This window comes from Nocardioides pocheonensis, from assembly GCF_003725535.1.
GTDB lineage: Bacteria > Actinomycetota > Actinomycetes > Propionibacteriales > Nocardioidaceae > Marmoricola > Marmoricola pocheonensis.
Genome location: NZ_RJSF01000009.1, coordinates 14,321 through 33,624, shown reverse-complemented (window position 1 = coordinate 33,624; position 19,304 = coordinate 14,321). Strand labels below are relative to the sequence as shown.

Here is a 19,304-nt window from a genome sequence, read left to right as displayed (position 1 = left end):
GACCGGGTTCAGAGGGCTGGCCCCGCGGGGACGGAAAGGGCGCGCTCATGGTCCTCTCGCTGCTCAGGAACGGACCCGGGCCGGACCCGGTGCCCGGCGGTGGGCCCGACGCTGGGCCCGACGCTGGGACGGACACGTTCGGCCCCGGAGGGGAGCTCACGCTCGGGGTCGAGGAGGAGCTGCTCCTGGTCGACGAGGCCGACCAGCTGGTCGAGGAGCGCCGCTCCCAGGGCTGGATCGCCCGGGTGCAGGAGCTCGGCGGGCCGGGCTCGGGGGTGGTGTCGGGGGAGCTCTTCGGCAGCGAGATCGAGTTCGCGACGGTCGTGTGCCCGGACGCGGCGTCGGCGGCGCAGCACCTCGCCGACCTGCGCGCGGCGCTGGTGAGCGCGGGGGCGCGGGCGATGGCGGTCGGGCTGCACCCGGCGGCCCCGTTCGGGGAGCCACGGGTCACGCACGCCCCGCGCTACCAGTACATCGGCGACAGCCTCGCGGGCGTGCTGCGCACCCCGACGGCGGCGCTGCAGGTGCACGTCGGTCTGCCCGACGCGGCGGCGGCCGTCACGGCGTACCGGGCGCTGCGGCAGCAGCTGCCGGTGCTCCGCGCGCTGGCGGCCGGGTCGCCGTACTGGCACGGACGCGACTCCGGGCTGGCCTCCGCGCGGGCCGCGGTGATCGCGTCCTACCCGCGCAGCAGCCTGCCGCCGGTCGTGCGTTCCTGGGACGAGTACCTCGCCCTCACCGCGGCCGTGCTCGCCGCCGCGGAGGCACCGGACCCCTCGTTCGTCTGGTGGGGAGCGCGGATCCAGGCGCGGCTCGGCACCGTCGAGATCCGGGTGATGGATCCGCAGCCGTCGCTGGCGACCACCGCCGGGCTGGCCGCGCTGGTGCAGGGGATCGCGGCGCACGCGCTGGAGCACCCGGTCGTCATCGACGTGCCCGGCGAGGTGCTGGCCGAGAACGACTTCCGCGCGATGCGCCACGGCCTGGAGACGACCATGGCCGACCCGACCGGCTCGATGCGGCCGGTCCGGGAGATCGCGGCCGAGCTGGTCGACCAGGCCCGGACGGCGCTGCGCCCGCTCGGGGCCGACGCTCCGCTCGCCGAGGTCGAGCGGATCCTGGCGAACGAGCCGGAGCCCGACCGGCAGCGGCGGGTGCACGCGACCGGCGGGATGCCCGGCTTGCTGGCCGACCTGGTCGAGCGGACGACGCGGGGCTGGTGACGCGCGGGTCCGCGGCGGCCCGAAGAGCTGAACTTCCAGCCCCGTGTCGAGGACCGCGGGCGTCGTACGACGGGTAGACAAGGACCCACCGACGCAAGGAGCGATCCGTGAGCGAGACCCGCACCCTCCACCTGCCCGACGTCGACCTCGTGCACGACCTGCACGGGCCGGTTCCGCCCGCGGACGGGCGGCCGCTGCTCTTCATGATCGGGCAGCCGATGTGCGCCGACGGGTTCGCCGACCTGGCCGCGCAGTTCCCCGACCGCACGGTCGTGACCTACGACCCGCGGGGGCTCGGCCGCAGCACGGTGCGCCGGGACGGACGCACCGACCAGCGCCCGGAGGACCAGGCGGCCGACCTGCACGCGCTCAAGGAGCACCTCGCTCCCGGTGGGCGGGTCGAGGTGTTCGGCAGCAGCGGCGGCGCGGTCGCCGGGCTGGCCTGGGTCGCGCTCTTCCCCGACGACGTCGCCACGCTGGTCGCGCACGAGCCGCCCTCGACCTGGCTGCTGCCCGACGCCGCGGAGGTGGATCGGGCGTTCGGTGCGGTCCGGGAGGCTTATCAGGCCGGGGGGCAGGGGCGAGGCATGGCGCAGTTCATCGCCCTGACGATGTGGCCGGGCGAGCTCACCGACGCCTACTTCGCCCAGCCTCCGGCCGATCCGGCGATGTTCGGCATGCCGAACGACGACGACGGCAGCCGCGACGACCCGCTGCTCTCGGAGCGCTCGGCCACCGTCACGACGTACCGCTACGACCTCGACGCGATCGCAGCCGCCCCGACCCGCGTCGTCGCCGGCGTCGGTGAGGAGACCGGCGACACGATCACCGCGCGCACGGCGCGAGCCCTCGCCGAGCGGCTGGGTGAGGAGGCCGTGCTGTTCCCGAGCCATCACGGCGGTTTCATCGGCGGTGGCCCGGAGAACCCGTACGCCGGGAAGCCGGTGGAGTTCGGCGCGACCCTGCGCAGCGTCTTCGACGGGGACTGAAGCGTGCTCGACGAGAATTGAAGGGTGCCCGACGAGGGCTGACCCGTCGGGCCCGCCCGACGACGAGGCTCAGTCGACGGTCGCGGCCGGCGTCAGGAGCCAGCTGGCGCTGACCCGCTTCCCCGAGATGAGCGTGGTCGTGTGCCACTCGTCGGCGACGTCCTCGACGATGGCGAGGCCACGCCCGCCGGGGTCGTCCCACGCCGGGTGTCGCGTCGCGGGCCAGCCTTCGGCGTCGTCGCTGACGTCGAGCACGACGTGGTGGGCGGTGGCCCGGAGCTCGACGCCGACCGCAGTGGCCCCGGCTCGCACCGCGTTGGTGACCAGCTCGCTCACCACGAGCATCACGTCCTCGCCGCGGGGTCCCTCGGCGCGCGGCAGGGCAGCGAGCGCCGCGGCGATGAACCGCCGCGCGGCGGCCGGCGCACGGTGGTCGGCGCGGAGGTCGGTCTTCATGACTCCCCGGTCCAGCGGATCGCCAGCGTGGCGATGTCGTCGGGGGCGTCCTCGTGGCGCAACGTCGCGAGGACGTGGGCGACCAGGTCTCCGACCGGTCGCTCCGCGGCGCGTGCCAGCACGTCGGCGAGCCGAGTGAGCCCGGTGTCGATGTCCTCGCCGCGCCGCTCGACCAGGCCGTCGGTGAAGCAGAACAACGTGGCGCCCGCCGGCATCGTGAAGGTCGAGACCGGGTACGGCGCGACGCCGGCTCCGAGGGGGCGGCCCGGGGTCACCTCCACGAAATGCGGGGGCCCGTCGCCGAGCAGCACGGGCGGCGGGTGACCGGCGCTCGCGAGCGTGACCTCGCCGGTCCGCCAGCTGCCGACGCCGACCAGCGCCGTGGTCATGTGGCCGTCGGTCAGGATGTCGAACTGCTGGGAGCACTTCTCGAGGACGGTCACCGGGTCGTCGCCGTCGGTCAGGTACGCGCGGATCGTGAACCTGGCGCGCGCCATCACCGCCACCGCGTCGACGCCGCGGCCGGAGACGTCGCCCACCACGAAGCCGAAGCGCTCCCCGTCGAGCTCGATGACGCTGAACCAGTCGCCCCCGATGTCCAGCCCGCGGGCGCCGGCGGCGTACTCGGCCGCGACCTCGAGGTGGGGCAGCTCCGGGTTGGCGCTGGGCAGCAGCGCCCGCTGCAGCCTCACGAAGAGCTCCCGCTGCTGGTCGTAGAGCGTCTCGGTCTGCTGGTAGAGGGTCGTGATCGTCGCTGCGTCGTGCTCGGCCGACTCGCGGTCGCGGGTCAGCCGCTGCCCGACCCGCGCGGCGGCCAGCGTGAGCAGCAGGCCACCGCCCAGCAGGAGCCAGGGCAGCGCGCCGCTCAGGTCGGACCCCAGCCGGGACCGGGGAGTGGTGGTCAGGGTCAGGCTGGTGTCGCCGAACGGCACCGTCTGGCTCGACCGGACACCGTGGAACGGCAGCGTGCGCGGGTCCACGTCGGTGGTGGAGAGCGTGTCGGCGGTGGTGTGCCGGCCGAGGTAGATCGCGTAGTGGATCTGGCTGAACGCCGAGTCACGGTCGACGGGTGCGCGCCGGTTCGCCGGGATCTCCCGCTCGGCGTACACGAGCCAGCCGCTGGTCGGATCGGCGTGGGCGTAGGCGACCTCCGAGCGACTGCCGACGGTGACCAGGCGGACGGTGGTCGTCTTCGTGTCGAACGCGTGACGCAGGTAGGTGAGGGTCGAGGCCGCCTTGGGGCTCAGCGCCGGTGGGTCGCCGAGCGTCGCGACGAGGCGCAGGTCTGCGCCCTGACGCCGCCACAGCGAGGCGGTCTGGAACATCTTGCCGGCGCCGACCTGCGCACCCATCACCTGCTCGAACGGCGCCGTGGAGCCGGCGGGCGCGCTGGCACGCTGGGCGGCCAGGGTCGACTGGAGCGGCAGCTCGATGACCATGATCGCCGTCGACAGGACCGTGGCGGCCTGCCGGGTCTGGCCGTCGAGCAGGCGCTGCTCGGTGGTGCGGTCGATCCTGGCCGTCGCCAGCGTGGAGCCGGCGGTGAGCACGAGGCCGACCAGGGTGATGGCTGCGGCGACGCGCCCGGGATGGCGCCGCGGCCCAGCCGGGCGAGCCGCGGGCTGCGAGGGTCCCGGCGGCTCGGCCTCCGCACCCACGGTGCCGCCAGCGGGGCCCGGCCGCGGCGCGCTCGGCGGGGCCTCGTCGGACGAACGTCCGGCCGGTGACGTGGTCTGGGTGCCGGCCAACCGGCTCAGAGCTCCGCCTGGTCGGGGAAGATCTCCGACAGCCCGGTGAGGTCCAGGACACGGCGCACCTCGGGACGGACTCCGTCCAGGCGCAGCCCCAGACCGCGGTGCTCGGCCTCCTTGCGCAGGCGCACCAGCGCGCCCAGGCCGGTGGAGTCGACGAACGTCACTCCGCCGAAGTCAAGCACCAGCGTCGAGGCGGTGGTCTCGAGCGCCGCGCGGGCAGCCGCGCTGAGCTCGTCCACGGTCGCGATGTCGAGCTCACCGGACACGACGATGACGCCGTCCGCGCGGGTCTCGACGACGAAGTCGTCCATGCCCCCTCCTGCCTTCGCATCGCCCTCGCGGGCAACGTATCTCGTGGAGGCGTCCGGAGACATGGGGTCGGCAGAAGTCATGTCGCGTCCAACGAGCGGAACGGGGCGGCGGTACGGCCGTGTCGGGCTGCTTCAGGCGGCGGGGCCGGGCCGGGATCGGCCGGGGAATCGGGTGGCATGGGTACGGTCTCGGCATGGACCCCACCGCGATCGGCACAGCGCGGCACCGCCCGATCGGTACCGCAGGGCGCCGGTCGGGCGAGGTGGCCGCCCGGTGAGCGACGCGGCGTACGAGCGGGTGCTGGGCTGGGCGGGGGAGCAAGGGCTGGAGCTCTACCCGCACCAGGAGGAGGCGATCCTCGAGCTGCTGTCGGGCAACAACGTCGTGCTCGCCACGCCGACCGGGTCCGGCAAGTCGCTGGTGGCGACCGCGGCACACATGGCCGCGATGGCGGAGGGCCGTCGGTCGTTCTACACCGCGCCGATCAAGGCGCTGGTCAGCGAGAAGTTCTTCGCGCTGTGCGAGGTGTTCGGCGCCGAAGACGTCGGTCTGCTCACCGGCGACGCCTCGGTCAACCCCGAGGCGCCGATCGTCTGCTGCACCGCGGAGGTGCTCGCGAACATCGCGTTGCGCGAGGGGCGGGCGGCTGATGCCGGGCTCGTGATCATGGACGAGTTCCACTACTACGCCGACCCGCAGCGGGGCTGGGCGTGGCAGGTGCCGTTGCTGGAGCTCACCGACGCGCAGTTCGTGCTGATGTCCGCGACGCTCGGCGACGTCCGGGAGCTGGCCGACGACCTGACCCGTCGCAACGGCCGCGAGACCGCGGTGGTGGACAAGGCGGAGCGGCCGGTGCCGCTGCACTTCAGCTGGTCGCTCGAGCCGCTCGACGAGACCCTGCAGGAGCTGGTCGAGACGGGGCAGGCCCCGGTGTACGTCGTGCACTTCACCCAGGCGGGGGCGGTGGAGCACGCCGGGTCGTTGCTGAAGGGTGCCGGGGGTTTCGAGGCTCGCAAGCTCGCACCTCAACCACCGGCAGGCGGGGTTTCGGCAGGCTCAACCACCGCGGCAGGCTCGACCACCGGGGGCGGCTCGACCACCGGGGGCGGGTCAACCACCGGGGGTGGCTCGACGACCGAGACTCTCAAGGAGCGGCTGGCCGGCGTACGGTTCGGCGCCGGGTTCGGCCGGACGCTCTCGCAGCTGCTGCGCCGGGGGATCGGGGTGCACCACGCGGGGATGCTGCCGCGCTACCGGCGGCTGGTGGAGCAGCTGGCGCAGGAGGGCCTCCTGACCGTCATCTGCGGCACCGACACGCTCGGCGTCGGGATCAACGTGCCGATCCGGACGGTCCTGTTCACCGGACTGGCGAAGTACGACGGCCAGAAGCAGCGGGTGCTCCGGACGCGGGAGTTCCTGCAGATCGCCGGGCGCGCGGGCCGGCCGGGCTTCGACACGAACGGGTACGTCGTCGTCCAGGCGCCCGAGCACGTCATCGAGAACGAGAAGGCCAAGGCCAAGGCGGCCGCGAAGAACGCGGCGATGAGCGAGGCCAAGCTGGCCAAGCGGAAGTCCAAGGCGCAGCTGAGGAAGCCGCCCGAGGGCACGGTGGTCTGGACGCAGAAGACCTTCGACAAGCTGGTCGCCGGCGAGCCCGAGCCGATGCGGTCCCGGATGAAGGTCGACAACGCGATGCTGGTCAACGTCGTGGCGCGCGAGGAGGACGCGTTCCCGGTGCTGCGGCGCCTGCTCATGGACAACCACGAGGACCGGCGCACCCAGCTGCGGCTGGCCCGCCGCGCCCTGCGGCTGGCCCGCAGCCTGGTGCACAACGGCGTGCTCAAGCGGCTCGACGAGCCCGACGAGCACGGCCGCCGCTACGTGCTCACCGTCGAGCTGCCGCCGGACTTCGCGCTGAACCAGCCGCTCGCGCTGTTCGCGATCGCGGCGCTGGACCTGCTCGACGTCGAGGCCCCGACGTACGCGCTCGACATCGTGTCGGTGATCGAGGCGGTGCTCGACCCGCCGCGGCAGATCCTGATGGCGCAGCGGCAGGCGGCGCGCGGTGAGGCGGTCGCGGAGATGAAGGCCGACGGGCTGGACTACGAGGAGCGGATGGCCCTGCTCGAGGACGTCACCTGGCCGCAGCCGCTGGCCGACCTGCTCGAGCCGGTGTTCGAGACCTACCGGCAGACGCACCCGTGGCTGCCGATCGACGCGCTCGACCCGAAGTCGGTCGTGCGCGACATGTACGAGCAGGGGATGGGGTTCACCGACTTCGTCGGTCGCTACCAGATCGCCCGGTCCGAGGGGCTGCTGCTCCGCTACCTCTCCGACGCGTACCGCACGCTGCGCCAGACCGTGCCCGACGCGCACCGGCCCCCTGAGCTCGAGGAGCTGGTCGAGTGGCTGGGGGAGACGGTGCGGCAGACCGACTCCTCGCTGCTCGACGAGTGGGAGGCGCTGAGCGACCCCGAGCACCTGCCGCACACCCTCGACGCGGCCGCACCTCCGCCGCCGAGGCCGCTGTCGCAGCAGGAGCGGGCGTTCCGGGTGATGATCCGCAACGCGCTGTGGCGCCGCGTGGAGCTGGTGGCGCGCGACGACCTCGACGGCCTCGCTGCCCTGGAGGAGCGCGCGGCTGCGCACTTCGACCCGCCGCGCGAGGTGCTGATGACCCGGGACGCGTGGGACGCCGCGATCGAGGAGTACTACGCCGAGCACGACACCGTGGGCACGTCGGGCGACGCACGCGGACCGGACCTGTTCGTCGTGGAGCGGACGGGCGCGCGCTGGCCCGTCCGGCAGACGCTCGCCGACCCGGCCGGCCACCACGACTGGGTGATCGAGGCCGAGGTGGACGTGCACGCGTCCGACGACCTCGGCGAGCTGGTGCTGACCACGACGGCGATGCGGCGGCTGTAGCGTCCGCGCCCGGGGGCCCGGTCGGGCGGGGACCCTCCGAACTCCTACGCTGGGTGGGTGCTCTACCAGGTTCTCCACACCGTGGTCCCTCCGGTGGCCCGCGTTGTGTGGCGGCCGACCGTCGAGGGTGTCGAGCACGTGCCGATGTCGGGGCCGGTGCTGATCGCCAGCAACCACCTCAGCTTCGCCGACAGCGTGGTGATCCCGGTCGTGGCGCCGCGCAAGGTCGTGTTCCTCGCCAAGGAGGACTACTTCACCGGAAGCGGCGTGAAGGGCTGGCTGACGAAGACGTGGTTCGAGGGCCTGGGCATGGTGCCGGTCGACCGTGGCGACGCCCGCTCGGCGATCGACTCCCTCGACATCGCGCTGGACGTGCTCCGGCGCGGGGATGCGTTCGGGATCTACCCGGAGGGCACGCGTTCACGCGACGGCCGGCTCTACCGCGGGCGCACCGGTGTCGCCCAGCTCGCGCTCACCGCCGGCGCGCCCGTGGTGCCGGTCGGCCTGATCGGCACCGAGGACCTGCAGCCGGTCGACGCGAGCTGGCCCCGGCTGGCGAAGGTGACCGTGCGGTTCGGCGAGCCGATCGACTTCACCGGCCGCTTCGACGGCGTGCCTCCCGGGCGCGCGCGGCGCGAGGCGACGGACGAGATCATGGACGCGATCCATGCCCTCACCGGGCAGGAGCGCGTCGCGGCGTACAACGAGCGGCCGGCCGACGCCTGAGGCTGCGCCGGGCGTGCGCGCTGGTCAGTCTCCCTCGTCGAACAGCCCGTCGGGCAACGGCAGCGCCCGGCTGCAGGCGACGAAGAACGCCCGCACGGCGTCGCGCTCGAGGTCGGATCGCGCGAATGCGGTGAGGCCCACGTCGGCGAACCTCCTCAGCGGCTCTGCTGCCGCCGGCGTGATGCTCGACAGCCGGATCGGCCTGTCGTCGACGAAGTGGATCAGCGCGCTCGACCGGAGCGGGCCCGGGCTGACCTCGATCGACGCGATCTCGGCGAGGAGGCGCGTGGTCCGTCCCGCCTCCCGGTGGCTGCTCATCCGGCGCGTCGAGAACACGACGTGGTCGGGGAAGAAGAGCACCAGCACGTACGTCGTACCGCCTCCCAGGCGCTCCCACAGCGACGGGCGCTGCCCGGAGAAGCCGTAGACCGGCCGATCCTTCGCGGGCAGGCGGTCGAGGTAGGCGAAGAACTTCTCGCGGTGCTGGTCGGTGAAGCGCTCGGGTGGCGGCATGGTGGGTCTCCGCCTCCGACGGTACCGCTGCCCGCCCCGCTGCCCGCCCCGCCGGTCAGCCGGCGGTCAGGCGGCGAGGCCGAGGATGGTGCCTCTGCGGGAGAAAGCCCCCGCGAGGGGCGAAGGAGGCGACGTGCGAGCGGGCGTGGTCGGCCGGCACGGGACGGTGCTGGCGCTCGCCGCTGCCGCCGTCGCGTTGCGACTGCCGTTCCTCGGGGCTCCCGAAGGTGCCGACGAGGGCGGCTACCTCGCCGTCGCCCGGCAGTGGCACGGTGCCGGTCCGTCGCTCTACGGCCACTACTGGGTGGACCGGCCGCCCCTGCTGATCGCGCTGTTCCAGGTCGCCTCCGCGTTCGGCGGGATGCCGGCGGTGCGCGTGCTCGGAGCACTGGCCGCGGGCGTCGCGGTGCTCGGTGTCGCCGACGCCGCCCGCCGGGTCGCGGGTCACCGCGCCGCGGTCTGGGGTGCGGCGCTGGCGGCAGCGCTGCTCGCCTCACCCCAGCTCGGGACCGTCCAGGTCAACGGCGAGCTGCTCGCGGCGCCGTTCGTGGCGTGGTCGGTGGCGTGCTGGCTGCGTGCGCTGCCCCAGCCCCTCGACAGCCAGCCTCCAGGCGAACTGCCCGCGAAGCGCCCCGGGGCCGCCCCGGCCGCGTTCGGCGCCGGTGTGCTCGCGGCCTGCGCCGTGCTGGTCAAGCAGAACATGGCCGACCCGATCGTCTTCGGCACGGCCAGCGCGTTGGCGGCGGCCTGGGGCACGGGAGCCGTGCACCGCAGCGTCGTACGCCGTGCCGCGGTCGGCGCGGCGGGCGGGCTGGTGACCGGACTGGTCCTGGTCGGCACCTGGACGATGATCCGCGGCGCCTCACTGACGAGCGTCTTCGGTGCGATGTACCCCTTCCGCGTCCGGGCCGCGGTCGTCCTGGCGACCCTCCCCGACCAGGGTCAGGCGCAGCGCTTCGGGGTGTTCATGGACGCGTGGCTCTCCAGCGGGGTGCTGCTCGTGGTCGGCGCGTTCGTGTGGGCGACGGTCCGCCGGCGCGTGCCGGAGCCCGTGGCCTGGGGGCTCTGCGCGCTGCTGGTCTGGGCGGCCGCCTCGGTGCTGCTCAGCGGAGGCTTCTGGGACCACTACCTGGTCCAGCTGGTCGTGCCGGTGTCGGTGGCCGGCGGTCTCGCGCTGGGCGGGACGGGGTCCTTCCGCCGCCGGGAGCTCGGCCGGCTCGTCCCCGCGCTCGCCGCCGCTGCCGTGGTCCTGGTCGCACTGACCCACTGGGCCCTGGCCTGGGGCACGAAGGCGTCCGACCGCGGCGTCGGAGCCGGTACGGCGATCGCGGCCGTGGCCGCACCCGGGGACACCGTGGTCAGCCTGGTCGGGGACGCCGAGACGGTGGAGGCGTCCGGGCTGATGTCGCCGTACCCCTACCTGTGGACGCTTCCCGCCCAGGTCGACGACCCGCACCTCACCCGGCTGATCGCGCTGCTGAACGGCCCCGGCGCGCCGACGTGGCTGGTGCCCTGGAACCGTCCCTCCTTCCCCCCGCCGACACGCGAGCGCCTCGCCGCCGTGGTCGCCGCGCACTACCGCGCGGTCGGCGCGGTCTGCGGACACCCCCTGCTGCTGCGCGACGGGGTCACGCGCGGGGCCCCACCGGCGGAGCCGTGCGACGTCCGGCTGGCGCGCTGGTGAGGGCCGCTCGCGACCGGGAAATGCCGTGGCGCCGGTGGGTAGGTTCGAAACCATGGACTACACACGACTGGGAAGCTCGGGCCTGAAGGTCAGTCGGATCGCGCTGGGGTGCATGAGCTTCGGTGACGCGTCGCGCGGCCGCGCGCCGGAGTGGGTCCTCGACGACGACGCCGCGGCGCCGATCTTCCGGCAGGCGGTGGAGCTCGGGATCACCTTCTGGGACACCGCGAACGTGTACTCCAGCGGCACCTCGGAGGAGATCGTCGGGCGCGCGCTCCGCACGTACACCCGGCGCGAGGACGTGGTCCTCGCGACCAAGGTGTTCTTCCCGATGCACGACGGGCCCGGTGGTTCCGGTCTGTCGCGCAAGGCGATCATGGAGCAGATCGACGCCTCGCTCACGCGCCTGGGCACCGACTACGTCGACCTGTACCAGATCCACCGCTTCGACCCGGAGACCCCGGTCGAGGAGACCATGGAGGCGCTGCACGACGTGGTCAAGGCGGGCAAGGTCCGCTACCTCGGCGCCTCCTCGATGTGGGCCTGGCAGCTCGCGAAGATGCAGCACGCGGCGGACGTGCACGGCTGGACCCGGTTCGTCTCGATGCAGAACCAGTACAGCCTGCTCCAGCGTGAGGAGGAGCGCGAGATGTTCGGCCTGCTCGCCGACCAGGGCGTGGGCAGCATCCCGTGGAGCCCGCTCGCGAAGGGGCGGCTCGCACGTCCCTGGGGCACCGAGACGAAACGCACCGAGACCGACGCCATGGGCCGGCGGTACGTCGGCGAGGAGAACCAGCCGGTCGTCGACGCCGTGCAGAAGGTCGCCGAGTCACGCGGCCTCGCGATGGCTCAGGTCGCGCTCGCGTGGGTGCTGAAGAACCCGTCGGTCGTGGCACCCATCGTCGGCCCCACCCGGGACCACCACCTCGCCGACGCGGTGGCCGCACTCGACGTGCACCTGACCGACGAGGAGATCGCGGCGCTCGAGGCGCCGTACACGCCGCGGCTGCCCAGCGGCTACGAGTGAGCGCAGCGGCCGGAGGAGGCCCGCGGAAAACCGTTGACCTGAAAAGCACGACCGTGCGATTCTTGGCCGCATGAGCAAGGGCCAGGACACCAAGGCGGCGATCCTCGACGACGCCGTCGGGATCGCGTCCGAGGTCGGCTTCACCGGGCTCACCATCGGGCAGCTCGCCGAGCGCACCGGGATGAGCAAGAGCGGGCTGTTCGCGCACTTCCGGTCCAAGGAGGCGCTCCAGCTCGAGACCCTCGCTCGCGCCCGCGAGCGGCTCACCGACGTCGTCGTCCGGCCCACCCTGGCCACCCCTCGGGGGGTGAAGCGCGTCCGGGCGCTCTTCGACCTGTGGCTGTACTGGGCGACCGAGGTCCTCGAGGGCGGATGCATCTTCGTGACCGGTGCGATCGAGTACGACGACCGCCCCGGCCCGGTGCGTGACGCCCTCGTGCAGGGCGAGCGTGACTGGACCGAGCTGATCGTGACCGTCGCCGGCACCGCGGTCAGCGAGGGCGACTTCCGCGCCGACCTCGACACCGAGCAGTTCGCGTTCCAGGTGCAGGCGCTGATGTACGGCTTCCACCACGCCTCCCGGCTCATGCACGACCCCAAGGCGCTCGAGCGCACCCGGGTCGCGTTCGACCAGCTGATCGCCGCCAGCGCGGCGTAGCCCGGACCCGACCGCCACCACCACCCGCAGGAGGACAGCAACCATGGACTGGGCTCAAAAAAGCACGATCGTTCGTCTCAGGAACGCGGCCACGCGCGCGGTCTTCCGGTACGGCGAGCACGTCGCTCCGGGCCGCACCGGCCGGCTCGCCCGCGACCTGTGGTTCACCGCGCCGCCGCGGATGCCGGCACTGCCCGTCCCGGACGGCGGCGCGCCGTTCGAGGTGGACGCGCAGGGGCACGTCGTCCGCGGTGCGGTGTGGGAGCCGGCCGTCACCGGCGCACCGGAGGAGGGATCGCCGGGGACCGTCTACCTGGTGCACGGGTGGGGCGGCCGCGGCGCGCAGTTCGGCGCGATGGTCGAGCCGTTGCTCGCCGCGGGGTTCCGGGTCGTCCTGTTCGACGCTCCGTCGCACGGCGACTCCGAGCACGGCGTGGCCGGCCGGCGCCGGACCAGCGGGTTGGAGTTCGCGCACGCCCTCGACGCGGTGTTCTGCCGGTTCGGGCCGGCCGAGGCCGTCGTCGCGCACTCGCTGGGGACGATCGCGACGTACCTGGCGCTTCGCTTCGGCTGGCTCGGCACCGACCGGCTCGTGCTCGTGGCGCCGATGGTGGAGTCGCAGTCGCTGTTCGACGCCTTCCAGGCCTCGCTCGGCTTCGGGCCGCGCACGCGGCGGGCCTTCGACCGTGCCGTCGACGACTTCGTGGGCATCGCGGTCAGCGAGTTCGACGCACGCGTGCAGGCGGAGTACGCCGGGCCGGTGCCGACCCTGGTGATCGCCGACCGCGACGACCGGCAGACGCCGTACGCCGACGTGGAGGACTTCGCCCGGTCGATCCGGGCGCCGCTGCTCACCACCGACGGTCTGGGCCACCGCAAGATCCTGCGCGACGCGGCGGTCGTGAAGGCCGTGGTCGACTTCGTCCGGGAGGAGCAGGTGCTCGACGCGACCGCGTGAGGCGCCGCCGGCCGGGACCTTGGGTCCTGGTCGGCCGCCGTTCGGGTGGATCTGCCGGACTTCGACGCGACGCGCTACTCCCGTGCGGGAGAGTGGCGGGGGAACCGGGTTGCGGGCCTCGCGGCGCGCAGCCCGGGCGTGTGGAGTGCCCCCCTCTGGTGGGCCGCCCCGGGCGTCGACGGTGTGGAGCGGTCGGCGCCCGGGTTTCCGGCCTCAGCCGACCTTGCGGTACTTGCGGTGGATGGTCTGCCGGGTGACGCCCAGGAGCGTGCCGATCTCCGCCCAGCTCAGGCCGTGGTGGCGGGCCCGGCGGACGGCGACCTCCTCGCGGCGGCTCAGCTCGCGCTTGGCCTCGCGCACCGCGGCGAGCTCGCCGATCGGGTCGTGGTCGCCGGTGCCCACGGACGTCTTCATGGTCGTGTCCTCATGCTGTCAGCATATGCTGACACGCCTGATCCGAACCCTGGTTCCGGGAAGAGGTCGGCGCACGGGGTCGTGGCATCCTCCTGCGCATGAGCGCTCCCCAGGATTCGAACGGCCAGCCCCCGACCGGCCAGCCCCCGACCGGCCAGACCGCGGACGACCGGATCCCGCGCGACCGCGACGACGACTACGGCGCCGAGGCCGTCGCCGCCCGGCAGCGGTTCGTGCGCGAGCGGACCGGGAGCACGCTCGAGCACGTCGCGTCGTACTCCCTGGACCCGGCCACGCTGCCGGGCAACGTCGAGAACTTCTTCGGCGTCGCGCAGGTGCCGATCGGGCTGGCCGGCCCGCTGCTGGTCAACGGCGAGCACGCGCAGGGGGACTTCTACGTGCCGCTGGCGACGACGGAGGGCACCCTGGTCGCCTCCTACAACCGCGGCATGAAGCTGATGCGCGAGGCGGGCGGGATCACCACGACCGTGCTGGACGACCGGATGCAGCGGGCGCCGGTCTTCCTCTTCGAGAGCGCGCGCGGGGTCAAGGAGTTCAGCGGCTGGCTGGACGCCCACCTCGACGAGATCGCCGCGGCGGCCGAGGCGACGACGCGCTCGGGCCGGCTGATCGAGATCCAGAAGTTCTCGGCCGCACGGATGCTCTACACCCGGTTCAACTACACGACCGGCGACGCCGCGGGGCAGAACATGACCGGCAAGGCGACCTTCGCCGCGTGCGCGTGGATCAAGCAGAACTACCCGGGCGAGCTGCACTTCTACCTCGAGGGGCAGTTCGCCACGGACAAGAAGAGCTCGACGGTCAACATGCTGCACACCCGGGGCAAGCGCGTGGTCGCGGAGATCACGCTGCCGGCGGCGCTCGTCGAGGAGCACATGGGCGTGAGCACCGACAAGCTCTGGAAGGCCCGCCTGGTCGGCAACCTCGGCGGCTTCATGGCCGGGGTGAACAACAACGGGCTGCACTCGGCGAACGGGATCACCGCCCTGTTCATCGCCACCGGGCAGGACGTCGCCAACGTCGCGGAGAGCTCGGCGGCCTACGGGTTCTCCGAGCTGCTGCCGAACGGCGACTACTACGCAGCCGTCACGATCCCGGCGCTGATCGTGGCGACGTACGGCGGGGGCACCGGCCTGGCCACGCAGCGGGAGTGCCTGGAGCTGCTCGGCTGCTACGGCGCCGGCAAGGTGCTGAAGCTCGCCGAGATCGTGGCCGCCACCGTGCTCGCGGGCGAGCTGTCGCTGGGGTCGGCGGTGGTCGTCGAGGAGTGGGTCCAGGCCCACGACGAGCTGGGCCGCAACCGGCCCTGACCCAAACGGCCCTGACGCGAACGATCCGGCCCGGCTCCCTGTGGGGGAGCCGGGCCGGCCGATCGTCAGCTGCGCCGGACCGGCGTCAGCGGAACTGGAACAGCTTGCCGGGTCCGAACACCGGGCCGGTGACGAACAGCGCGTCCATCCGGCGGTCGACGCCACCGGGCTGGGTCAGCTTGTTCTTCGCCATCTCCCGGATGACGTGGTGACGACGCACCTTGAACAGCCCGCCGACGTCGGAGCCGGCGATGCCGAGCTCCATCTTCAGCCAGCTCATCTTGGACAGCTCGAGGATGTAGAGCCGACCGTGCGGGGCGGGGGCGAGGTCCTCGATCGAGGTCATCCCGTCGAGGTACCGCTTGCACGGGCCACGGTTCGGGTGCACCGGGTCGCAGACGGCGTTCCTGGTGCCCGGCTTGATCCGCCAGACCTCCGAGGTGCCCGGGGTGGCCGGGAAGCCGCGGAGCTCGCCGACGTACCAGAAGCCGTCGCTGCCGACGGTCACCGACGTGGCGACCGCTTCGGACGGGATCATCGTGCCGGCCGGCGGGATCGGCTGACCGGACTCGGGATCCGTGGCCGGCAGACCGGGCGGGACGGCGACGGTACGCGGCTTGAGTGCCGCCACGCGCTGGACCCGGCCGTGGCGGTTGACCTTCAGCAGGTCGTTGCCGGCGGCGTCGGCGACGAGCGCTCCCCGCCCGAGGGCGACGACGCCGTACGGGTCGCTCTCGCCTGGGTCGTCCGCGAGGTTGAACGGGTCATGGTCGGTCTGCTGGAACGCGCCGATGTCCGCGACCACCTTGGGAGCGGTGAAGCCGGGCTTCCACTTGTACAGCGTGGCGGCGCCGGTGCCGGGGTCGCCGCCGGCGGTGAGGATCCAGATCAGGTGGTGCCGACCGCGCGCGACGGCCGGGGCGATGAAGGTGGCGGGCACGTGGGTCAGGGTGGTGACCGTGGCCGGCATGCCGGGGTGCTTGACGACGCGGCTGATGGTGCCGTCCGCCTGACCGACGACGGCCTTCCTCTTGGAGATCACCGCGAGCCCGCGAGGCCCGGTGAGGTCGCTGGTGACGGTGACCAGCCGACTGGACTGGCCGCTTCGGTCGGCGCTCTGCCGGACCGCGGTTCCCGCCTGCGCCGGCATGAGTGCGGCGGCGACGAGGGCGAAAGCTCCTCCGAGTGCAACGAGGGCTTTGGTTCTGCTGGACGACATGACACTCCTCGGGACGAGCGAATGTGACCTGTCCCACTTACCCACGCCTCGACGGCTCACGCAATACCCGGCGCCCGGGCTCAGGCCGGCTCGTGCTCGTCGACCTGCTCGATGGTGACGTGCTGCGGGTAGAAGGCGACATGGCCGGCGATGGCGGCGACCGCGTCGTACGGCGACTCGTAGCGCCAGACCGCGTCGTCGGCGATCCGGTCGCCCGCGCGGAGGGTGAAGTAGGTCGCGTCGCCCTTGTACGGGCAGTACGTTCGGAGGGTCGAGGGCTCGAGCACCGCGGTGTCCACGTCGGCGAGCGGCAGGTAGTGGACGGGCGGGTAGCCGGCCTCCCGCAGCACCAGGGCGCGGTCGGTGTCGGCGATCACGCGGTCGGCGAAGGTCACGCGCACGCGTCCCGCGGCCGGCTCGATCGTGATCGGGTGCCGCGGGCCGGGCGTGAGGACGGGCTTGCTCCGCATGTCGGTGGAACCGGAGTGACCGCGGGCTTGTTCCGAGGGCTCGCTCGTCAGCGCGTCCGCCGGGTTCAGCGCCGGAAGGCCGGCTTCTCCTTGGCGAGGAACGCGCGCACGCCCTCGGCGAAGTCCGGGCCCTGGTAGACCTCGGCCAGCAGTGCCGCGTCGGTGTCGGGCTCGGCCTCCAGCAGGCGCGCCCGGTGGGTGAGCTGCCCCTTCGTCGCGCGCAGGGTCACGGCCGAGGCCTCGAGCAGGCCGTGGACGACGTGGCCGACCTCGGCGTCGAGGTCCTCGACGACCGACATCACCGCGCCCGCGGCGTACGCGCGGTCGGCGCTGGTGAGCCGCGAGGTCAGCAGCATCTCGCGGGTGAGCGACTCGCCGAAGACGCTGGCGCAGCGGTACACGATCGAGGCGGACAGGGCGTTGCCGAGCGTACGGGCGATCGGGTAGCCGAACCGGGAGTGCGGGGTGCAGATCCGCAGGTCGCAGTGGGTCGCCACGGCGAGACCTCCGCCGACGCAGGCGCCGTCGACCGCGGCGATCGTGACCTGCGGCAGCTCGAAGAGCGCGACGAGCAGCTCGCGGATGCTCTCCTCGTAGGCGACCGCGTCGCGGTCGAGGAAGTCGGAGATCTCGTTGCCCGCGGCGAACGCCTTGCCGCCGGCGCAGCGGAGCACCAGAACCCGGGTGCTCGGGTCGGTGCCCAGCTCGTCGACCAGGGCGCGCATGCCGGCGTACATGGCCGCGGTGAAGGCGTTGCGGCGCTCCGGCCGGTCGAAGACGACCTCGACGACGCCGTCGCGGCGGTGGATCTGCAGCTCATCGGTGGTCACGAGGGAGAGGGTAGGTGCGCACGCGGTGGGTGACCGCGCCCCGGGTCTGCGGTGGACGTCGGCGAGCGCCGGTCGCGGGCCTCCCGGTCGGGCCTTCCGATCCGGGTCGAACCGGCCTACCGTCGGAGCAGAACGTGTGTGTCCCGGGCGATCGGCAGGAGGTCGACCATGGCAGGCAACATGGCAGGCAGTGACGCATTCATCTGGTTCATCGCGATGACGCTGACGTTCTTCGCGATGCTGATCTTCGGCACCTTCCTCGCGGTGCACAGCTACGACCGCGGTCGTGGAGTCGTCCACTTCCACGTGCGCCGCCACCGCGACGGGTTGCCGCACTAGCCGCAGCTAGCCTGACGGGGTGACGATCCTCATCGACCCGCCGCAGGTGCCGTGGCGCGGCCGGATGTGGTCCCACCTCGCGTCCGACGTCTCCTACGAGGAGCTGCACGAGTTCGCGGCGCGCTTGGGCGTGCCCGAGCGCGGCTTCGACGGCGACCACTACGACGTTCCGGCGGAGGCCTACGACGACCTGGTCGCCGCGGGTGCCGTGCCGGTGCGCAGCCGCGAGCTCGTCGAGCGGCTGGTCCGGGCCGGGCTCCGCCGCCGGAAGATGCCCGGTCGGAAGATGCCCGGTCGGAAGTCGGTCGGGCCTCGTCCCTGAGGGGCACTCCCCGGCGGAGCGTCAGCGGACCGAGCGCAGCTCCTCGATCTCCCGGCGCAGGTTGGCACGGGCCCGTGGCTCCCACCGTTCGCGTGCGTACGCCGTGCGGAAGAGCCGGTCGCGGCCGGCGAGCTCCTCGAGCACCGCGAGCCGGCCCGCCCGGAAGGTCTCGTCGGAGAGAGCGGCGTACTCGTCGCGGACGCCGGCGGTGTACTCCCGGTAGCGCTCCGGGCCGGCGGAGAGGATGGCCAGGTCGGCGTCGCAGAGCGCCTCGCCGGCGTGGTCGCCCGGCCCCGGGTCGTGGTGCGCGGTGAGCCGGACCAGGCGGGCCACCTCGGCGACGTCGACGCCCGTGCCGGGCAGGTCGGCGCCGGTCAGGTCGGACTCGGCGAGCCGGGCCGAGCGCTCCTCGGCGTGGCGTCGGCCGTCGTAGACAGCATCGTGGTACCAGGCCGCCAGCACGAGCTCGGCGTTGCCGGACTCGCCCAGCTCGTCGAGGCGCTCGAGCACCTCGGCGAGGTGCCGGGTGTCGTGGTAGCCGCGGCCGTTCGCGTAGGCCGCGAGCAGCTGGTCGCGGAGGTCGGTCCGATCGGGCAGAGGCCACGCCAGCGACGTCGCCGAGAGGGGGTGCGTGGCATCCACGATCGGAGTCTAGGCGTCAAGAGGAACACGCCCTTTTACCGCGATTTATGGGGACAAACGCCCTTACGGCATGGACATTTTCGGGCATTCGTAACGTATGGATCGGAACCGCCGAAGGGGTCGGTCTAGTCAAGCCGGAAGGGTTTGTTCCATTCGGTTCCCCCTCCGTCCCACTGCCCTCAATAGTGAGCACGTCTTCGGGTCATCGGGGCTCGAGGCAGAGGGAGGGACAACACCATGCGCATCCGCAAGATGGACCGAATCAGCAAGATGGACCGTATCCGCAAGATGGACCGAATCCGCAAGATGGACCGTATCCGCAAGATGGGCAGCGTCCGCACGCTGGGCCTGTTGGCAGCTTCGACCGTCATGGCCGCCGTGCCCGTGGCCGGCATTGCTTCGACTGCCAACGCCGCCATCCTCGACGGCGGCAGCCACTCGGCGATCCTGAACCACTCGGCGATCCTGAAGCACCAGGCGATCCTCAAGCACCAGGCGATCCTCAAGCACCA

21 protein-coding genes are annotated in these 19,304 nt (G+C 72.9%); 12 read left to right on the top strand and 9 right to left on the bottom strand.

Annotated features, from left to right (window positions below; all coding sequences use genetic code 11):
- Window positions 1-47 precede the first annotated feature (47 nt).
- Both EFL26_RS05045 and EFL26_RS05040 read left to right on the top strand, forming a co-directional pair.
- Entirely contained in the window at window positions 48-1,223 is a 1,176-nt protein-coding gene (locus EFL26_RS05045; RefSeq protein ID WP_183408036.1) for a carboxylate-amine ligase, read from the top strand.
- 107 nt (window positions 1,224-1,330) lie between these two features.
- Window positions 1,331-2,212 carry an alpha/beta fold hydrolase gene (locus tag EFL26_RS05040; protein WP_246000027.1) on the top strand — a complete coding sequence of 294 codons (882 nt, stop codon included), beginning with the start codon at window positions 1,331-1,333 and terminating at the stop codon, window positions 2,210-2,212.
- A 69-nt stretch (window positions 2,213-2,281) separates the two neighbouring features.
- Here the strand turns inward: EFL26_RS05040 and EFL26_RS05035 are convergent, their stop codons facing one another.
- The 3 genes from EFL26_RS05035 to EFL26_RS05025 form a co-directional block, all read right to left on the bottom strand.
- The gene (locus tag EFL26_RS05035; protein WP_123221811.1) at window positions 2,282-2,668 is read right to left on the bottom strand and encodes an ATP-binding protein; all 387 of its coding nucleotides are present in this window, start codon (window positions 2,666-2,668) and stop codon (window positions 2,282-2,284) included.
- Complete coding sequence (locus tag EFL26_RS05030) at window positions 2,665-4,326, bottom strand: PP2C family protein-serine/threonine phosphatase (RefSeq protein WP_148046633.1); 1,662 nt, start codon at window positions 4,324-4,326, stop codon at window positions 2,665-2,667. Before EFL26_RS05030 ends, EFL26_RS05035 begins: the two co-directional genes overlap by 4 nt.
- Before the next feature lie 95 nt (window positions 4,327-4,421).
- Window positions 4,422-4,733 (bottom strand): STAS domain-containing protein, encoded by a 312-nt coding sequence (locus tag EFL26_RS05025; protein WP_183408035.1) that lies wholly within the window; start codon window positions 4,731-4,733, stop codon window positions 4,422-4,424.
- 172 nt (window positions 4,734-4,905) lie between these two features.
- Between EFL26_RS05025 and EFL26_RS24625 the strand changes: the two genes are divergently transcribed.
- The gene (locus tag EFL26_RS24625; RefSeq protein ID WP_425464100.1) at window positions 4,906-7,659 is read left to right on the top strand and encodes a DEAD/DEAH box helicase; all 2,754 of its coding nucleotides are present in this window, start codon (window positions 4,906-4,908) and stop codon (window positions 7,657-7,659) included.
- A gap of 57 nt (window positions 7,660-7,716) precedes the next feature.
- On the top strand, window positions 7,717-8,385 hold the full coding sequence (locus tag EFL26_RS05015) for a lysophospholipid acyltransferase family protein (protein ID WP_123221808.1): 669 nt from the start codon (window positions 7,717-7,719) through the stop codon (window positions 8,383-8,385).
- A 24-nt stretch (window positions 8,386-8,409) separates the two neighbouring features.
- Here the strand turns inward: EFL26_RS05015 and EFL26_RS05010 are convergent, their stop codons facing one another.
- Window positions 8,410-8,898 (bottom strand): hypothetical protein, encoded by a 489-nt coding sequence (locus EFL26_RS05010; protein ID WP_123221807.1) that lies wholly within the window; start codon window positions 8,896-8,898, stop codon window positions 8,410-8,412.
- Window positions 8,899-9,031: 133 nt separating this feature from the next.
- Between EFL26_RS05010 and EFL26_RS05005 the strand changes: the two genes are divergently transcribed.
- From EFL26_RS05005 to EFL26_RS04990, 4 genes are all read left to right on the top strand, one after another.
- Window positions 9,032-10,582, top strand: coding sequence for a hypothetical protein (locus tag EFL26_RS05005; protein WP_123221806.1), 1,551 nt, complete (start codon window positions 9,032-9,034; stop codon window positions 10,580-10,582).
- A gap of 52 nt (window positions 10,583-10,634) precedes the next feature.
- A complete protein-coding gene (locus EFL26_RS05000) occupies window positions 10,635-11,609 on the top strand; it encodes an aldo/keto reductase (protein ID WP_123221805.1) in 975 nt (324 codons plus the stop codon).
- A gap of 70 nt (window positions 11,610-11,679) precedes the next feature.
- Complete coding sequence (locus EFL26_RS04995; protein WP_123221804.1) at window positions 11,680-12,267, top strand: TetR/AcrR family transcriptional regulator; 588 nt, start codon at window positions 11,680-11,682, stop codon at window positions 12,265-12,267.
- A 43-nt stretch (window positions 12,268-12,310) separates the two neighbouring features.
- Window positions 12,311-13,225 (top strand): alpha/beta fold hydrolase, encoded by a 915-nt coding sequence (locus EFL26_RS04990; RefSeq protein WP_123221803.1) that lies wholly within the window; start codon window positions 12,311-12,313, stop codon window positions 13,223-13,225.
- Between the two features lie 213 nt (window positions 13,226-13,438).
- Here the strand turns inward: EFL26_RS04990 and EFL26_RS04985 are convergent, their stop codons facing one another.
- A complete protein-coding gene (locus EFL26_RS04985; protein ID WP_123221802.1) occupies window positions 13,439-13,639 on the bottom strand; it encodes a sigma factor-like helix-turn-helix DNA-binding protein in 201 nt (66 codons plus the stop codon).
- 98 nt (window positions 13,640-13,737) lie between these two features.
- Here EFL26_RS04985 and EFL26_RS04980 point away from each other — a divergent pair, with 98 nt between their 5' ends.
- A complete protein-coding gene (locus EFL26_RS04980; protein WP_123221801.1) occupies window positions 13,738-14,970 on the top strand; it encodes a hydroxymethylglutaryl-CoA reductase in 1,233 nt (410 codons plus the stop codon).
- Window positions 14,971-15,055: 85 nt separating this feature from the next.
- Here EFL26_RS04980 and EFL26_RS04975 read toward each other — a convergent pair whose 3' ends face one another.
- From EFL26_RS04975 to EFL26_RS04965, 3 genes are all read right to left on the bottom strand, one after another.
- The gene (locus tag EFL26_RS04975) at window positions 15,056-16,189 is read right to left on the bottom strand and encodes a ScyD/ScyE family protein (RefSeq protein ID WP_123221800.1); all 1,134 of its coding nucleotides are present in this window, start codon (window positions 16,187-16,189) and stop codon (window positions 15,056-15,058) included.
- A gap of 80 nt (window positions 16,190-16,269) precedes the next feature.
- Complete coding sequence (locus tag EFL26_RS04970; protein WP_123221799.1) at window positions 16,270-16,659, bottom strand: DUF427 domain-containing protein; 390 nt, start codon at window positions 16,657-16,659, stop codon at window positions 16,270-16,272.
- A 65-nt stretch (window positions 16,660-16,724) separates the two neighbouring features.
- On the bottom strand, window positions 16,725-17,489 hold the full coding sequence (locus tag EFL26_RS04965) for an enoyl-CoA hydratase-related protein (RefSeq protein ID WP_123221798.1): 765 nt from the start codon (window positions 17,487-17,489) through the stop codon (window positions 16,725-16,727).
- Between the two features lie 168 nt (window positions 17,490-17,657).
- Here EFL26_RS04965 and EFL26_RS24040 point away from each other — a divergent pair, with 168 nt between their 5' ends.
- Window positions 17,658-17,828 carry a hypothetical protein gene (locus EFL26_RS24040; protein ID WP_183408034.1) on the top strand — a complete coding sequence of 57 codons (171 nt, stop codon included), beginning with the start codon at window positions 17,658-17,660 and terminating at the stop codon, window positions 17,826-17,828.
- A 19-nt stretch (window positions 17,829-17,847) separates the two neighbouring features.
- A complete protein-coding gene (locus EFL26_RS04960) occupies window positions 17,848-18,150 on the top strand; it encodes a DUF4031 domain-containing protein (RefSeq protein ID WP_123221797.1) in 303 nt (100 codons plus the stop codon).
- A 21-nt stretch (window positions 18,151-18,171) separates the two neighbouring features.
- Here EFL26_RS04960 and EFL26_RS04955 read toward each other — a convergent pair whose 3' ends face one another.
- Window positions 18,172-18,792: an HD domain-containing protein gene (locus EFL26_RS04955; RefSeq protein ID WP_246000024.1), complete on the bottom strand. Its 621-nt coding sequence runs from the start codon at window positions 18,790-18,792 to the stop codon at window positions 18,172-18,174.
- A 237-nt stretch (window positions 18,793-19,029) separates the two neighbouring features.
- Here EFL26_RS04955 and EFL26_RS24035 point away from each other — a divergent pair.
- Window positions 19,030-19,304 (top strand): hypothetical protein (locus EFL26_RS24035; protein ID WP_183408033.1); only part of this gene is annotated, 275 nt, incomplete at its 3' end.

Bases quoted from the DNA above. Each gene is read 5' to 3' on its own strand.
- EFL26_RS05045 (WP_183408036.1), top strand. From the start codon at position 48: ATGGTCCTCTCGCTGCTCAGGAACGGACCCGGGCCGGACCCGGTGCCC.
- EFL26_RS05035 (WP_123221811.1), bottom strand. From the start codon at position 2,668: ATGAAGACCGACCTCCGCGCCGACCACCGTGCGCCGGCCGCCGCGCGG.
- EFL26_RS05025 (WP_183408035.1), bottom strand. From the start codon at position 4,733: ATGGACGACTTCGTCGTCGAGACCCGCGCGGACGGCGTCATCGTCGTG.
- EFL26_RS05010 (WP_123221807.1), bottom strand. From the start codon at position 8,898: ATGCCGCCACCCGAGCGCTTCACCGACCAGCACCGCGAGAAGTTCTTC.
- EFL26_RS05000 (WP_123221805.1), top strand. From the start codon at position 10,635: ATGGACTACACACGACTGGGAAGCTCGGGCCTGAAGGTCAGTCGGATC.
- EFL26_RS04995 (WP_123221804.1), top strand. From the start codon at position 11,680: ATGAGCAAGGGCCAGGACACCAAGGCGGCGATCCTCGACGACGCCGTC.
- EFL26_RS04990 (WP_123221803.1), top strand. From the start codon at position 12,311: ATGGACTGGGCTCAAAAAAGCACGATCGTTCGTCTCAGGAACGCGGCC.
- EFL26_RS04985 (WP_123221802.1), bottom strand. From the start codon at position 13,639: ATGAAGACGTCCGTGGGCACCGGCGACCACGACCCGATCGGCGAGCTC.
- EFL26_RS04980 (WP_123221801.1), top strand. From the start codon at position 13,738: ATGAGCGCTCCCCAGGATTCGAACGGCCAGCCCCCGACCGGCCAGCCC.
- EFL26_RS04975 (WP_123221800.1), bottom strand. From the start codon at position 16,189: ATGTCGTCCAGCAGAACCAAAGCCCTCGTTGCACTCGGAGGAGCTTTC.
- EFL26_RS04970 (WP_123221799.1), bottom strand. From the start codon at position 16,659: ATGCGGAGCAAGCCCGTCCTCACGCCCGGCCCGCGGCACCCGATCACG.
- EFL26_RS24040 (WP_183408034.1), top strand. From the start codon at position 17,658: ATGGCAGGCAACATGGCAGGCAGTGACGCATTCATCTGGTTCATCGCG.